Source organism: Radicibacter daui, assembly GCA_030657355.1.
In the GTDB taxonomy this organism is placed as follows: Bacteria; Pseudomonadota; Alphaproteobacteria; order Radicibacterales; family Radicibacteraceae; genus Radicibacter; species Radicibacter daui.
Map to the genome: position 1 here is coordinate 2,271,946 of CP131056.1, position 14,379 is coordinate 2,286,324.

General features: G+C 59.7%; 14 protein-coding genes and 1 tRNA gene. 3 read left to right on the plus strand and 12 right to left on the minus strand.

What is annotated here, in order from left to right:
- Window positions 1–288: 288 nt before the first annotated feature.
- Window positions 289–378 (plus strand) — tRNA-Ser (locus tag QTL98_RS10670).
- Window positions 379–488: 110 nt separating this feature from the next.
- Here the strand turns inward: QTL98_RS10670 and QTL98_RS10675 are convergent.
- A complete protein-coding gene (locus QTL98_RS10675; RefSeq protein WP_445678473.1) occupies window positions 489–1,040 on the minus strand; it encodes a hypothetical protein in 552 nt (183 codons plus the stop codon).
- A 222-nt stretch (window positions 1,041–1,262) separates the two neighbouring features.
- On the opposite strand from QTL98_RS10675, the gene QTL98_RS10680 reads away from it, so the two are divergent.
- Window positions 1,263–2,201, plus strand: a complete 939-nt coding sequence (locus tag QTL98_RS10680) for a dihydrodipicolinate synthase family protein (RefSeq protein ID WP_445678474.1) — start codon at window positions 1,263–1,265, stop codon at window positions 2,199–2,201.
- Between the two features lie 119 nt (window positions 2,202–2,320).
- Here the strand turns inward: QTL98_RS10680 and QTL98_RS10685 are convergent, their stop codons facing one another.
- Both QTL98_RS10685 and QTL98_RS10690 read right to left on the minus strand, forming a co-directional pair.
- Window positions 2,321–2,806 carry an immunity protein RhsI2 family protein gene (locus QTL98_RS10685; RefSeq protein ID WP_445678475.1) on the minus strand — a complete coding sequence of 162 codons (486 nt, stop codon included), beginning with the start codon at window positions 2,804–2,806 and terminating at the stop codon, window positions 2,321–2,323.
- Between the two features lie 155 nt (window positions 2,807–2,961).
- Window positions 2,962–3,375, minus strand: a complete 414-nt coding sequence (locus QTL98_RS10690; RefSeq protein ID WP_445678476.1) for a VOC family protein — start codon at window positions 3,373–3,375, stop codon at window positions 2,962–2,964.
- A 111-nt stretch (window positions 3,376–3,486) separates the two neighbouring features.
- Here QTL98_RS10690 and QTL98_RS10695 point away from each other — a divergent pair, with 111 nt between their 5' ends.
- Entirely contained in the window at window positions 3,487–4,200 is a 714-nt protein-coding gene (locus tag QTL98_RS10695; protein WP_445678477.1) for a helix-turn-helix transcriptional regulator, read from the plus strand.
- A gap of 73 nt (window positions 4,201–4,273) precedes the next feature.
- Here QTL98_RS10695 and asnB read toward each other — a convergent pair whose 3' ends face one another.
- The 9 genes from asnB to QTL98_RS10740 form a co-directional block, all read right to left on the minus strand.
- Complete coding sequence (gene asnB, locus QTL98_RS10700) at window positions 4,274–6,172, minus strand: asparagine synthase (glutamine-hydrolyzing) (RefSeq protein ID WP_445678478.1); 1,899 nt, start codon at window positions 6,170–6,172, stop codon at window positions 4,274–4,276.
- 96 nt (window positions 6,173–6,268) lie between these two features.
- Entirely contained in the window at window positions 6,269–7,252 is a 984-nt protein-coding gene (locus tag QTL98_RS10705; RefSeq protein ID WP_445678479.1) for a glycosyltransferase family 2 protein, read from the minus strand.
- Window positions 7,249–8,358 (minus strand): methyltransferase domain-containing protein, encoded by a 1,110-nt coding sequence (locus tag QTL98_RS10710; protein WP_445678480.1) that lies wholly within the window; start codon window positions 8,356–8,358, stop codon window positions 7,249–7,251. Before QTL98_RS10710 ends, QTL98_RS10705 begins: the two co-directional genes overlap by 4 nt.
- A 67-nt stretch (window positions 8,359–8,425) precedes the next feature.
- The gene (locus QTL98_RS10715) at window positions 8,426–9,355 is read right to left on the minus strand and encodes a hypothetical protein (protein ID WP_445678481.1); all 930 of its coding nucleotides are present in this window, start codon (window positions 9,353–9,355) and stop codon (window positions 8,426–8,428) included.
- On the minus strand, window positions 9,352–11,043 hold the full coding sequence (locus QTL98_RS10720) for a hypothetical protein (protein WP_445678482.1): 1,692 nt from the start codon (window positions 11,041–11,043) through the stop codon (window positions 9,352–9,354). The genes QTL98_RS10715 and QTL98_RS10720 overlap by 4 nt, the downstream gene beginning before the upstream one ends.
- Window positions 11,044–11,132: 89 nt before the next feature.
- Window positions 11,133–11,789, minus strand: a complete 657-nt coding sequence (locus QTL98_RS10725; protein WP_445678483.1) for a heparinase II/III domain-containing protein — start codon at window positions 11,787–11,789, stop codon at window positions 11,133–11,135.
- Window positions 11,790–11,841: 52 nt separating this feature from the next.
- Window positions 11,842–12,759: an NAD-dependent epimerase/dehydratase family protein gene (locus QTL98_RS10730; RefSeq protein ID WP_445678484.1), complete on the minus strand. Its 918-nt coding sequence runs from the start codon at window positions 12,757–12,759 to the stop codon at window positions 11,842–11,844.
- On the minus strand, window positions 12,756–13,574 hold the full coding sequence (locus QTL98_RS10735) for an HpcH/HpaI aldolase family protein (protein ID WP_445678485.1): 819 nt from the start codon (window positions 13,572–13,574) through the stop codon (window positions 12,756–12,758). The genes QTL98_RS10730 and QTL98_RS10735 overlap by 4 nt, the downstream gene beginning before the upstream one ends.
- Window positions 13,575–13,576: 2 nt before the next feature.
- Entirely contained in the window at window positions 13,577–14,242 is a 666-nt protein-coding gene (locus tag QTL98_RS10740) for a 3'-5' exonuclease (protein ID WP_445678486.1), read from the minus strand.
- Window positions 14,243–14,379 lie beyond the last annotated feature (137 nt).

Below are 14,379 nucleotides of genomic sequence, written 5' to 3' on the forward strand. Positions count from 1 at the left end.
TGTCCGCCCGCCCCTTCGGGCGCCCTTGCGCCCCGGTGATGCGCCGCCAAAGCGCCATCATTCAGTCTTGCCACAGCGGCCGGGTCGCCGCAACCGAAGGCGGAAGCCAAAACCACAATATCTATGATTTTTGGGGTCGGTCGGCATACCGCCCCTTGTTCCGGCCCGGGGCTGATGCTAGAAGCCCGCCTTGGCTTAACCAGCCCTTGCCCCCGCCCGGCTTTTGCCGGATGCTCGGGGCCTTCGAGGCGCCCTCATAAAGGGTAGCCGGCGGCTCTGCCGCCCGACGGAGAGATGGCCGAGTGGTTTAAGGCAGCGGTCTTGAAAACCGCCGTGGGTGCAAGCCCACCGTGGGTTCGAATCCCACTCTCTCCGCCACCACCGCCCTAATCGCGCGGCTACGACGCAACCGCGATAATCGCTATCAGAGACTATACGGCGATCACCTTACTCGCCGCGGTCCAAGCGTGAACGCGATTCCCTGGTGCTCAGATGTCGCTGCGCAGCTCCATCACGGCGCCTTCGCACCAAGTCGTTATGATCCAGTGCGCTTTGAACAACTCGTCCAGATCGACCTCGACCCCGACATAGGGCCTGCCGTCCCGGTCGGCCGGATAACGGAAGCGATCGGACAAGGGATCGAACGATTGAACTTGCGCGATCATCGAGCGGACATTTTGGGCAAGACCATCATCATCTTGACAGTCCTCTGCTGCACGGATCTCAAGGAGCCGCTGAAACAGCTTCTCCAGATTATGGCCGGGATTGCCGCGCATTTCGCCGGCCAGATTCAGGATCGCCGACTTAATTGCCAACTCAACGCTCTGGCGCCACAGCACAAGTAACGGTCGTTCGAGCAGTCCGGAACGGTCGACGCGTGCCAGATCCCACAAAGCTTCGAATCCGCGCTCGAAACTATAGGATAGAAAGTCCCACGAGCCCGCTGTCATGTCGGTCGACCGGTCGCGTACAAACGGCCGTAGCGTGGGCTGCAAGTCGACGATTTCTTCGACGAGGGCCTCTCGGCGTTGATAGGACATGACGAGCCATCCAGTTGAGGTGCCGTTATATTAAATGGGCGCGAACTGGCTAAGCCATAGCAATTGGAACCAGCCTTTGGTCGTCAATAACCGTCAGATCGTAGGTCACTTGCCCGCTCCGCCTCAAACGCTCGGCGACACCTTGGACACGCTGATGGAAGTAACCTGATGCTGCCAGCGCAGCATCGAATATCATCCTTCTCTCAACAGAAAGGTGCTGTTTTGGCCGGCCTGATAGATTCTGAAACCAGTGGCGTCTTTGTTATCGCCGTCACGCCCTTCACTGAAGACGGTGCCCTTGATGCGAACAGCATCGACCGGGTGACGGACTTCTATTTCGAGCGCGGGGCGGATGGGCTCACCATTCTGGGCATGATGGGGGAAGCGCCGAAGCTGACGCAGGCGGAAGCCATCGAGGTGACGCGGCGCACGCTCGGCCGGGCGGCGGGCAAGCCGGTGATTGTGGGTGTGTCGGCGCCGGGGCTGGCGGCGATTGGCGAGCTGACGAAGGCGGTGATGGATCTGGGCGCGGCGGGCGTGATGGTGGCCCCGCCCCCGTCCCTGCGCACCAATGAGCAGATCATCGCCTATTATGGCGAGGTGAGTGAGGCGGTGGGCGCTGGCGTGCCGGTGGTGCTGCAGGATTATCCGCTGTCCACCGGCGTGCAGATCAGCGTCGAGACGCTCTGCCGTATCGTGGAGGCCAATCCCGGTATCGTGATGCTGAAACATGAGGACTGGCCCGGCCTTGCCAAGATCAGCGCGCTGCGCGCGGCCGAAGCACGCGGGCAGCGGCGGCTCTCCATCCTCTGCGGCAATGGCGGCCTGTTTCTGCCGGAAGAACTGAAGCGCGGCGCCGATGGCGCGATGACGGGTTTTGCCTATCCGGAAATGATGGTGGCGGTCTGCCGGCATATGGCTGCCGGGCAGAGCGAGCGGGCGCAGGACATCTTCGACGCCTATCTGCCGCTGGTGCGCTACGAGCAGCAGCCGGGCGCCGGCCTTGCCGTGCGCAAGTTCGTGCTCGCCCGGCGCGGCGCTATCGCCAGTGCCGCGCAGCGCCGGCCCGGCACCAGCCTTGCCCCGCAGGCAGTGGCGGAGGTGGAATGGCTTATCTCCCGGCAGGAGCGCCGGTTGGCGGAACCGGGTATTTCCGGCTGACTATTTTCGACTGCTGAGATTTGGTTGCCCACTAAATATGTGCGGGAGAGTCCGATGGTGCGGTGTTTGGCGCTAATGGCCGACCGCTGGAAACTCATAATTTAGGTAGATCGACCGCTTCAGTCCTTGGTGTTCACGTGTTCGTCGCGAAGTCCCACTCCACCTGGACCCGGCGCACGCGGATCTGAGCGGCGGTCACTCTCTTCGATCTCTACGGTCAGCACGATTTTCGACATGCCGTCTGATATAGAGCCGGATGGACGGGGCGTTTTCCAAGGGTGGAGCACGTATGTGAGCAAAATGCTCAGGCCTTCAACATACCGCGTGCAGTCGCCTTCGCGTGTCCACCGGGACTTGATGCCGTCGTTCCCTGTTATTTCGCACTCGGGCCAATCGCCCATACCTCCCCAGTACACTCTGGAAATAACACCAGAGATCACTGCGTGTTTGAGCGAGCCGTCTATAGTGGCGCGCCACCATTGCGGTGTGCCCACCAGCACTGGAACTGGGCTGACACCAAAGTCAGTTGTTCCGGTAGAAGCTTTCTGCATTGCCTCAATGCGCTCCTGATCCTGCGCAAATGAGTAAACCTTGATGAAATCCATTTTTTTAATGACCATCTGCGGGAGGAGCAGCAAAGCGGTGAGCCTACGCAGGCTTGTTAACATTTATTTATAAGGCAAGCGCTCGTTTATATTCTGGATTTTCTGGCCGCGACGGTTGCCGCATTGCGCCTGATGGGGAGCCTGCCAAATTATCTTCAGCTCGACATCTTCCACCGCGCGCCGAAACGTTTCTGTGCCGCTTCCGTCGCCGGGGTGAACAGCGCCACCAGCGTGCCTTCCGGGTCGCGCAGCTGGCAGGTGCGATTGCCCCACGGCATCAGCTTGGGTTCATGCACCACCTCCACCTTGTCCTTGAGGCGGGCGAAGTCGGCATCGACATCCGGAACCATGAATTCAAGGATGGCGGTGCGGTTGGCCGCAGGTTCGGCGCTGCCGGCGCGGAACAGGGCGACGGTATCGGCGCTGCCGATGGCAAGCGCGGCCGAGGGGGTGACGATCTCGGCAAAAACCGGGGCCAGCCATTCGGCATCATACCCTGTAACCAGCTCATAAAAATCGACCATGGCGCGGATGTCGGCGGCGATCAGGCGGGTGGAGGCAAGTTGCATGGGGCAAGGTTCCTGAGTGTCGGAGCGTTCAGTCGGACGTCCCGGTGAAAACGATGCCCTGTTGTCACACAGGCCTGTTGCCAGCATTCTGGCAGCAGGAGTCAGCATCCCATGCGCCGTGCCGACAGGCTTTTCCAGATCATCCAGATATTGCGCCGCTCCACCCGGCCGGTGACGGCGGCTGCCCTGGCGGCGGAAATCGAGGTGTCGAAGCGCACCATCTACCGCGATATCGCCGACCTCATCGGCCAGCGTGTGCCCATCGCCGGAGAGGCCGGTTTCGGCTACCTGCTGGCAGAGGATTATTCCATGCCGCCGCTGATGCTGACACCGGACGAGATCGAGGCGGTGGTGCTGGGCGCGCAATGGGTGGCGGGGCGCGGCGACAAGACACTGTCGCTCGCCGCTGCCGATGTCATCGCCAAGATCGCTGCCGTCATCCCGGCGGAGCTGCGCCCCTTCATCGCCGAGCCGAGCGTGGGGGTGAAGCCGGGTGGTGCCGGGCCGGAAGAGCTGATCGACATCACCGACCTGCGCCGTGCCATCCGCGAAGGCCGCAAGCTGCGCCTCATCTACCGGGCGGAGAATGGCGAAGAGACGCAGCGCATCATCTGGCCCGTCATCCTCGGGTATAGCGAAGCGGTAAGGTTGATCGTGGCCTGGTGTGAACTGCGACAGGGTTTCCGGCATTTTCGCACCGACCGGGTACTGGCCGCCGAGGTGATGGAAGAGACGAACGGATTGCGCAAAAGCGACCTGCGCCGACGCTGGGAGCTTTGGAGGGCGCAGCAGATGACGTCGCGGGCGGCCGCGCGGCTTTCCTGAGCCCTGCCCGGCCGTTTTTCGACGTCCGGACCTGCGGGGAGTTAACGGCCAGTTCGGCGGCACGAACCATTAGCTACCGATCAAGATCAGACAGTGTGAAGGCTGGCCGTTCGCCATCACCGACCAGGAAGACCCGTGCCCAGATGTCCAGTACCAGCAGGGTCCACAGCCGCATGCTCCGGCGGATTCCATCATAGCTGGCGCCTTCTGCCAGATAGTCAGACACCATCCTGCCGTCGATCAGGCCATACTCGACTGCCGGTGATGCGTGATAAAGCTGCCGGACGAGCTGGCCCAGACGTCCGGACATCCATTTATCGACCGGGCTGCCAAAACCCATTTTCGGACGGGTCAGGATCTGTTTGGGAAGCAGGTCCTCAAAGGCTGTTTTCAGGCACAGTTTCCATTCCCGCGATGTCTGGTTCAACTTAAGCGCGGTTGGCAATCCGGCGGCCAGCTCGACGAAACGATGGTCAAGGAACGGCTCCCTGATCTCCAAAGACGCCGACATCCCCATACGGTCGGTCAGATGCAGTACGTCATCACTAAGATATGTTCGCATATCCATCTGCATCAGGCGATTGACCGGGTCGAGCCCGGCGCCCGCGCTTTCACGCCACTCCTCGTCGAAATTCGGGGCTGCCGGTGCGCCTGCCATGCGTGCTGCGTAATCGGTATCGAAGATCGAAGCCTGACGCAGGAAGCGTGAGGGCTGCTGCAGATTGGCGGTATTCGCTCGCCAGCCAAGGGTGTCAGACGCCGCAGCCAGCAAAGGCCCGAATACCATGCGACGCAGCGGCATTGGCAGGCGACGATACAGATGCTCGATAGGCTTGCCGTCAAAATATCTCGGATAGCCGCCAAAAAGCTCGTCACCTCCTACCCCGGACAGCACAACCCGCAGTTCCGATGCCACGAAATGGGAAAGCAGATAGTTTGGAACCACGGATGTATCGGCATGGGGCTCGTCCATATGCCAGACCAACTCCGGCAACAAGCGCAAGGCATCGTCGGCGGTGACGGTAATTTCGCGATGCCGGGTTTGGTACTTGTCGGCCACCAGCCGGGCGAACGGCGTCTCATCCATGGCATGATCGCCCGCGAAACCGACGGAATAGGTCTGTACGGGGCTGGAAGCGTGGCGCGACATCAGCGCAGTAACGGCGCTGGAGTCCAGCCCGCCAGAGAGGAACGCGCCTACCGGCACGTCGCTACGCAGACGGATACGCACGGCATCGTCCAGAACCTCAAGAACCCGGTCGGCCGCTTCATCCATTTCCATCGGCACCGGCCGCAGGGCGGTGCCGATATCCCACCAACGGCGTTCTTCCGCGCTGCCGTCGGTTCCTATCAGCCACATATGCCCGGGACGGACCTTGCGCACGCCCTGGAACGGCGTTCGGGGGGCGCGCACGTACATCAAGCTGAGGTAGTCTGCAATCGCCTGACGATCGATTGACCGGTCAATATCGGGGGCCAGTAAAAGACTTTTCAGTTCCGAGCCGAATACCCAGCCTGCGCCGGCCATGGCAAGGTAAAGCGGCTTTATGCCCAGCCGGTCGCGTGCCAGCAACAGGCGGCCCATCCGGCTGTCCCACAATGCAATGGCAAACATGCCATTGAGGCGGGAGAGGAAATCCGGGCCCATTTCCTCGTAGAGATGGACGATGACCTCGGTGTCGGAGCGCGTGGCGAAGACGTGACCCTTGGCCTTCAACTCCTCCATCAATTCGACGTAGTTGTATATCTGTCCGTTGAAGACCAGGGCGATTGTGCGATCCTCGTTGAAGATCGGCTGATGACCACCCTCGATATCGACAATACTCAGCCGGGCCATTCCCAATGTGACGGCTTCCGTATCGAAAAAGCCATCCTCGATCGGGCCGCGGTGGCGGAAGCGGGACACCATCTTGCGAACGAGATCGCTTCGCTCAAGAGCTGAACCACCAAAGATCCCCGCGATGCCGCACATACTCACTCCTGAAATCAACTAGGGCAGAAACCGGACAAAACAGATACGTCTGGCTCGTTCAAAGGCACTCTTTCCGGCCAGTGCGGAAAGCTAGGGTCAGCGGTATTCCCCCGCCCCGCGCCCCTCGCCGTTGGACGGTACTGCGCGAGTGTCCCCACGGAAAAGGGCTGGATCGACCGGTCCCCAAATAATGGATGGAAGGTCGCGAAGTGTTCCGTGGCGCAAGCAGTACCATGCGGATCGCAGCAGCGACCTCAGCCGCGCCCTGGCCCGGACCCTGAACGAGCAAGACTGAGAGTAGCTGCGGACTATCCTGTCTTCGTTGGCGAGGCGTTTGACCAATGCCTTGCTCAGGCCGCCCATCCAGTTATGGACCCCGAGCAGATGATCGAGATACCCCAAACGCGGGCACCGATAGTTTTGGGCCAGCAGGCACCAGGCCTCGAAATCCTGCGTGTGGCGCAAACCGTTGGAAAATACCGGGAAAGATAGCAAAGAACGCCGTATTATCAGTGCGCTGGTGGCAAAAATATTACCGTATTTCATCATGTCATCCAGCAAGACCGGACTGCGCGGCAACTGCTTGTCGAGCATTGCGGCACCTTCCAGGCTCAGCCGTTCATGGCCGATGGCAAGCATCGGATGCATGATGATATCCAGTTCCGCGACACTAAGGGCTCGACGGACCGTTGCCAGCTTGTCATGGCGCCAAGGATCATCCGCGTCGCAAAAGCAGACAAACTCGCTCGGCGCCGTAAGTTCAACTCCCCTGTTTCGGGCAGCAGCAGCATCGCCGTCAGGCAGCCGGTCCAGCAGGATCTGAGAATGTCCAGAGAAAGCCGCGGTCAATGCTTCCCAGGTACCATCGGTCGACCCGTTCTCGATGATAGCCAGGCGATCCTCCGGCTCCATGTTGGCAAGCACACGGCGGGCGGTATCGACGACGCAACCGGCGTTATTGTGGGCTGGAATTACGACCCCGAAGCTGGTTCTGGCTATCCTGTCGACAGGTCCAGTCCATAATTTCAGGTCAGGCCAACATCCATGGTAAAGGCGCAGGAACGGCGCAGTCCCGGTCATGAACCGGTTGAGCCTTTTCCGGCAGGCTTGGTTGCGGAAATGTTCCAACACCAGCCCAGCCATTTGCCCAGTGCCAGTTCGAAGCGGCTGTCCTCCACCATCGGCTGGCCACCATAAAGAATAGTCGTTGCCTCGAACCAGGGAACGCCAAATGCGCGTAACACGGCGTTGCGCAGCCGTGGCGCCCACGGAAGCGGCAGATAGTCAAGGCGGAAGCTGTTCTTACGCAAATGGACGTGTTCGAAGGCGTGCATAAGCTTCGACAGCTGGCGCGCCGAATAGACCCGGGTCACCGGGTTGAATGCTCCGGCGAAGACAGGGCGCCCTTCTGTCACCCGGCCGACCCAATGCTCCTCCGGCCGCCCGAAGATGGCGCCGCGCAGGATCGCGCGCGGCACGATGTTTGTCCAATAGTGGCTCGAGTGCCGGGAATACAGCATCAATACAGCCTGCCCTCCCGGTTTGAGGACACGATGCACCTCGGCGATGCACTGGTTGGTGTTGCTGGAATGGTGAAGAACGCCATTGGAATAGACGATGTCGAAGCTGTCGTCTGCGAAGGGCAGATTTTCGGCATCAGCCTGAAATGCGACGCTTTCGGCCCCCTGTAACAGGCGAAGTTTCAACGCAGTTGAGACGACGCGCTGCGGTGTGATGTCCACCGATATGACACGGGCGCCCTGACGCTTGAACAGGGCGGAATGTGCTCCGCCGCCAGACCCGATTTCGAGGACTGTCTTGCCGGCCAGATCCCCGAACGGCATTTCGGTTACCGCGAGCTGCCCGCGCTTGCGAAAAAACCGCTCAACCAGGTCAAGTTGCCGGTTCAGATCATCCCGGGTCATGTTCTGGTCATGATCCGTGTACCATTGCTGGCACAGATCGCCCCAGAAGGTCTGGATATTTTTCTTCTCGGCCGTATCGGACGACGGCGCGACCAGACTGCCATGCCCTTCATTTGGAAGGTAGGGAAACTCTGCTCCGCAGGCCGGACAAGTAAGCCCGTGATCCAATGCCAGATGCTCGTGATGACAAACAGGGCAGCGCAGCAGTGAATTAAAAAATGCAGCGGCGTCTGTATTCGTATCGGCAAGCAGATCAGCCATGTCGCGTACAATATCCATTGGACCAAGTCGCAGGGGTGATAGCAAAGCTCAGGTCAATCTCAAAGGCTTAAGGCCCTTCTTCCAAGGCGGACCCCTCGTTGGCATTCATAGTGCCCGACCTTGTGAAGCCAAGCCGGTCCAGTTCGACCGACCAGATCTGCCGATAAACAGTATGCCTGCCCAGGACCAATCCATCCAAGAAATCCTGCTCCGATCTGCTGGTCCAGTCAGGTGTGACGTCACCGATCCGTGGCAACAGCCATTGGTTGTCTTTTCGATACATCATAACCATCTCCCGCGCGCCGGAGACGACCCATTCACGGAACCGGTCGGACAGGGCTGTTCGGGCGGGGCAACAGGCAAGGTCAACCAGATGCCGCAATATGAGTATCTCGTAGGAGACCGACCCCTCGTTCAGACGCGGCCCTGTTCCATTCAGAAACAGGGTGTCCAGATGCCGCGTCAGGATGCCTTCGACCCGCTGGCGAAACTGAGTGAGATCGACTGCGTCCGGATGGTTGCCAAATTCGCCGGTATACAGTTCTCCGGCACGAAAATTGTTTAGCAGGTGGTTGTTAAACCACGTTGTCGCCCGTCGGTATTCCGGCTTCTGCGCCAGGCCGGCAGCGGCGGTATGTGCGAGCCGCTGCAGGGGAGTTGGCAACTCGCTGCCCGAGGGGAGAAGACGTTTCAAATATACCAGATGACACAGGCGCTGGGAGAGACTGTAGGGGTCTTCAGCCAACTGGCCGGCAGCAAGCTCAAGGAAGCGGGCTATCGCGCCGTCCGCTCCCTCATCAAGCAGTGTCTCCACTAGCCAGTTGGCCCGTGACTGGTAAAGCTTTTGCTCAAGATTGCCCTCCCCCTGCGCGGCAAATCCCGCAAGGTCATTCTGCCGGCCAAAGCGGGCAGCAATCTGGTGGGTGATACGAAAGGCAACTCCTGGCAGGATCCCCGGGTTTTTCAGCAGAACCCGCAACCATTCCCGCGGCGTCATGATGTCCGCCGATCTATGGGATTACGGCCTGCGCTTCGGCGGGCGGAAAGCCACTCTCCGATCACGTCAGCAAGCGCAGCCCCTCGCCCCGGTTGTCCCAGATAGTCCCCGGCAAATCCGGTTCGGAAACGCTCCTGCGCCTGCGCGATCTCGTCGACGGGTGTGCTGTCAACATATCGAACAAGCGCGTCAACATCGGGTTGCAGGACGCCGTTCCCGTGCGCCAATTCCTCAAAACGGGGACGCACGATCGCGGTACGATTGACGACGAATACAGTCCGTCCGGCACAGACAGCGTCGGCGAGGATGGTCGATGGCGAGTCAATGACAAGCGCCCCAGGGCAGGCGGGTAACCCGCCAAGCTGTATTTGGCAGTTATGGCGCCGGGCCAAGTATTTCGCGATGGAATGGCCATACTGGCGTTCATCGTAAGGGTGGGGTTTGAGTGTTACCTTAAAACGACGCGACAGACCGGCCAGAATATCTTCTACCGAAGCAAGGTAGAGAGCGTCATTCATGCGGCGGTTGTCGTACATGATGTTGCTGCTCACGAAACCCGTGAGCACGTAGGTCAGTTCCTCGCCCATCCATGGCGGGGTTTCTGTCCGGCCACGAAAAATGGGTGGTGTGGCTACCAGATATTCACAGTTTGCAGCGGCCTCAAATGTCGCCAGTTCAGTGCCCACCGTCCGGGTGGCAACGATCTTGGCATCCGACAGCAGGACATCGGCATACTGGCTGGCCAGCCATTCGTCATGCCCAACGCAGGCATGCTGCATGGTTATCACCGGGATGCCCTGGAGGCGGAGTGCTCTGGTCAGGGCAACTTCGGCAAGAGTGCCGTAGTTGACGGTGAAAAAATAAGGTGCGCCGGCCCAGTCGGCTGCGGCGATACGGGCGAGAGAATTGACGCGTCGGGCCCGTTTCAATATTGCTTTGAGAACGGGAATGTACGGGTGGCTGCGCTCAGCGGGCGTTGGTGCGATCATGACCGGAGCGTTGTGGCGGAGCAGAAAGAGAACATCCCGCAGTCGCAGGTGCCGTATGGCCCGGACTAGCAAGGAGCCGCGATCAATCCGGTGGATCATTCCTTGCTGGAACTCCGCGGAGGCACCGTAACCGTCACGGCCGATCAGAGGCGCAGAAGGTTTGCGTCTGCGAAGCAGTGCTCGCCACGCATCCCGCCCGTTTGCGGCAATCAACTTCAATGTCAGGCTGCATCGCGGAACTGCCTGGCGCCCGGAAACGACAAATCCAGGTGTGGCTTCCATGAACAAGGCGGCGATCCTGCCCTGCTCGGGCGTATCGCCTTCAGCCGCAACCCAGGGGTTACGTGTGCCAATGAAATATTTCGTCCCGTCCAGCATTGCCAGCCGATCCACCAGTTCGGCTTTTTCCAGAAAGGTGTCTAGAATCTTCTTGGCGATGTAGTAAGGGCAGTCTTCACTGGCGAAAATTGTTTCCAGCAAGAGTTTGCGCCGCTCGGCTACCGCAGCCATCAATGCATCGTGATCGATCAACTGGCGCAGCGACAACAGGCGTTCCTTGGGCCAATCATCGGGAATGAAGGTATGGGCTGCTGCGCTTACTGGAATCAGACAAGCGTTCCGCATCAGCCCGGGATTTGAACCCATGAACAGCGAGAAGTCGTTTTCCTTGTCCAGTATTACGTAATCCACGTCGATCAAAGCTTTCATGAAAAATAAAGTTGAAGAAAAGTCAGTTTTTCATGGCAGGATTTTACGAGCGGAAATCCCGGGCAATGTCAAAGAAACCGTTACTGGCCCGTATCGTCAACTTCCCAGAACAGCTTCGGCCGCCAGTAATCGGGCAATTTCATGGACAGTCTCTGGCAGCTTTCGATTTCGCCATAGTCCTTGCCCCGTTCTGCCTGCCGCAAAGTAACGGCCTCGGGCAGGTCAAGATAAGTCAGGGTTGCTCCCCCGGCCCGGATGCGATCCGGGCCATCTGATGTCGCATCAAGGTCGGCGAAGACGTGAGTGAACACCGGCCGAAGCGGCGCGGAGGCAAGCGCCTCCCTGAACCGCAAACAACCGTGCCGCTGGCGCTCGATAACAAGAGAACGGCTGCTTCCTGTCAGGCTGTTGGTGGCCTTGAAAACCGCCTGTTCCCGGTCGACATCCCACTTCAGGTGGGCCGGTTCGCGGTTCAGCCGGCTGGAAAAGAAGAAACGGGTCTGCGGCCTTACAGGGCGAGCCACATCACTCAGCCCGTTATGGGCGGCCGAGCCGACAAAGAAATTGCCTTCCGCACCGTAGTCGGGGCGCCCTGGATCTATCAGAATCTCCCGGCCGCGAAGATAGAGCACATATGACAGGCAATCTTCGTGGCCGTGGTGATAAAAGGATTTCCCGGGCCGGAATACCGACACGAACACTGTAAAGTCGTCGAAGTCGGCACGTACACAATTCATGGCGGCAACACAGTGTCCGGAACAGAAGGCCAGTTATCGTCGGGCATCTCGATCAGGCTGGGTCTGAAGCTGCGGGATCCCGGCTCTGGTATATCTTGTTTATAAGTTCGATCAGTCCATTGCCCATATCGGTGTGCGCCGGCAGCGACAGCTTTCTGGCCTCGATCGGCACAAAATTATACTGGGTCATGCGATAGTGCTTGGAATCGTCAAGCCCGCTGAATTCCAGTTCAATTGGCCGGTTCAGTATTTCGCGGATCATCTCAAACAACTGCTGCATGGACATTCGCTCGGCGCCGGTCAACAGAAACGCCTTGTTGCGTGCCTCACCCAGCACGAGGTCGGCCGTCATCTCCGACGCATCGTTGATGTGGATGAATTCGCGGCTGTCTGTGGGGTTGCCGTCGTACCGCAGCCGGCCTTCGTGCAAAGCCGAGGTTATGAGCCGATGCATGCCATTGGAATCATTGCTGTCGCCACCGTATAGGGAGCCATACCGCACAATGACGTAATCCAGACCGTGTGTGCTATTGAATTCCTGAATGTACTCTTCAGATGTTCTCTTCGATATTCTGTAAAAAGAACCATGTATGCTATAAACATATGCCGAACTGGCGTAGATATATTTATCTACGTTTTTAGAAACGCAGGCTTCCAGCAGATTCAGGTTGCCAATGACGTTGACGCTGATGCATTCCCTGGGCAGCTTCTTGGCCACGTTCAGGTCCGAGATGCCGGCGAAATTTACCACCCGGCACCCTTCGGAGAGTGCATCGACCACCGACTGCTGATCGCGGATATCCACGCGGGTGAAGGGAACGTCTGGCGGTAGCCCGTGGTCGTGCAAATCGGCGACCCGGACCGGGTGGTTCCGCCGCAGCAGCTCCATAACAAGGCCCCGCCCCAGATAACCATTGCCGCCAAAGATTACGACTTCAGGAACTGGCACGGCCTGCTTGTCCTCTCTCATTGATCAGCGGCCACATGGACGTTGCGGGCACCAGGCAGAGCTGTGTCAATTGCCGAGACAAAATCGTCAACAGCCTGCCGGATCATGAAGACGTCGGAAGCGTAGGCCAGAAGTCGCATTCCTCGATTGATCATGGCGACGGCGCGGGCCGGATCTACCGGAACCGCATGCCCTCCTGCTGGCTTGCCTGCCTTTGCGGCCGCTGTGATCACGCGTTCAACGGCCGCCACCATATCGGGGTGATCCAGCTGTCCCGCCAGTCCCATGCTGGCCGAAAGGTCGTAGGGACCGATGAACACTGCATCCACAGCGCCCTGAGCCAGGATTGCCTCCACGTTGGCGACGCCATCGACATGTTCTATCTGTGCAATTACAATGGCTGCCTCGTTCCAGCCGTTGGCATATTCGAAGAAGTCGCGGCCATATCCCTGGGCACGGGCCAGTCCGACACCGCGGGTTCCCCCCGTCGCCGAAGGATAGCGAGCAGATTCTCCGATCCGGGCCGCCTGCTCGGCAGTGCGGATATCCGGAACGATCACGCCTGCAGCGCCTGCATCCAGTACCTGTTTGACCAGCGTGGTGCCGTGGTCGGGCAACCGCACCAACGCCGGGCAGCCGCAATTGCCAGCGACGCGGATCAGGTCTGCCGCCTCTGACAGGCTGATCGGGGCGTGTTCCATGTCCACACACACCCAGTCAAGTCCGGAGCGAGCAAGTACCTCGGCGCAGATCGGATCGCGTGTCATCAGCCAGGACCCTACCGACAGGCGCCCCTCACGCAGCCCGCGCTTCAGTCGAGCAGCGAGTTCCAGCATTTCTATTTCTCCAGGTTGAAAACGTGCCCGGGGCCGGCGCCGCGTCGGCGTCTGTCCAGCTCCTCCAGCACCAGGACCAGATTGCCGGCGTCACCCAGCGCGGTGTGCTGGTCCCCGTCCGGCTTTATACCAATCAGAGACGGCAGTGCCGAGCTCTGGGCTTGTTTTGGATCCGCTCCGGTAGCGGCGCACAGGTCGGCGCGAATATCCCGGAAGCGGAGAGAAAACGGCATATCGGCAGCGAAAAGGCCATTAAGTTCCATGTTCTCCGCCAGCACGGCGTTGTCCCAGCCGAACGACCACAGTTCCGCCTTCTCTCCGGCGAAATCCGCTAGTTGCCTGTAGGCCGTGGCAAAATCCAGCCCGCTTGTATCCACGTCCTCCTGGCGAATGCCGGTTAACGCCTTGAAGTAGTCGGAGAGCAGCGGATGAATGCGAGGACGGACATAGCAGTGGAAGATCCCATCAGCGTGGCGAGAAAGCCCATCGACTCCCACATGCAGGCGCACGGCACCAATTTCCACCACCTCCCGATGTTCATCGGGCCCGGACCATCCCCGGGCGTGAGACCCTTCCCAGGAAGTGTATTCGAGATCGTAGACGACGATCTGGGAGCCGGGTGCGGGAAACTTGAAGGGAGTCATGAACGCCTGGGCTTTCTGGGTCATCCGATATTAGTGTCCAGCGCTCCGGGGCGTTTTCCGGCCCCCCGAGCAAGCACTCCGCAACCTGAGACTTTCTGGCCTTCCGGCCCCGATTGTCTGCTGGGAGCCACCAGCGAGGTTGCGATGCTCGCAGAACGGGC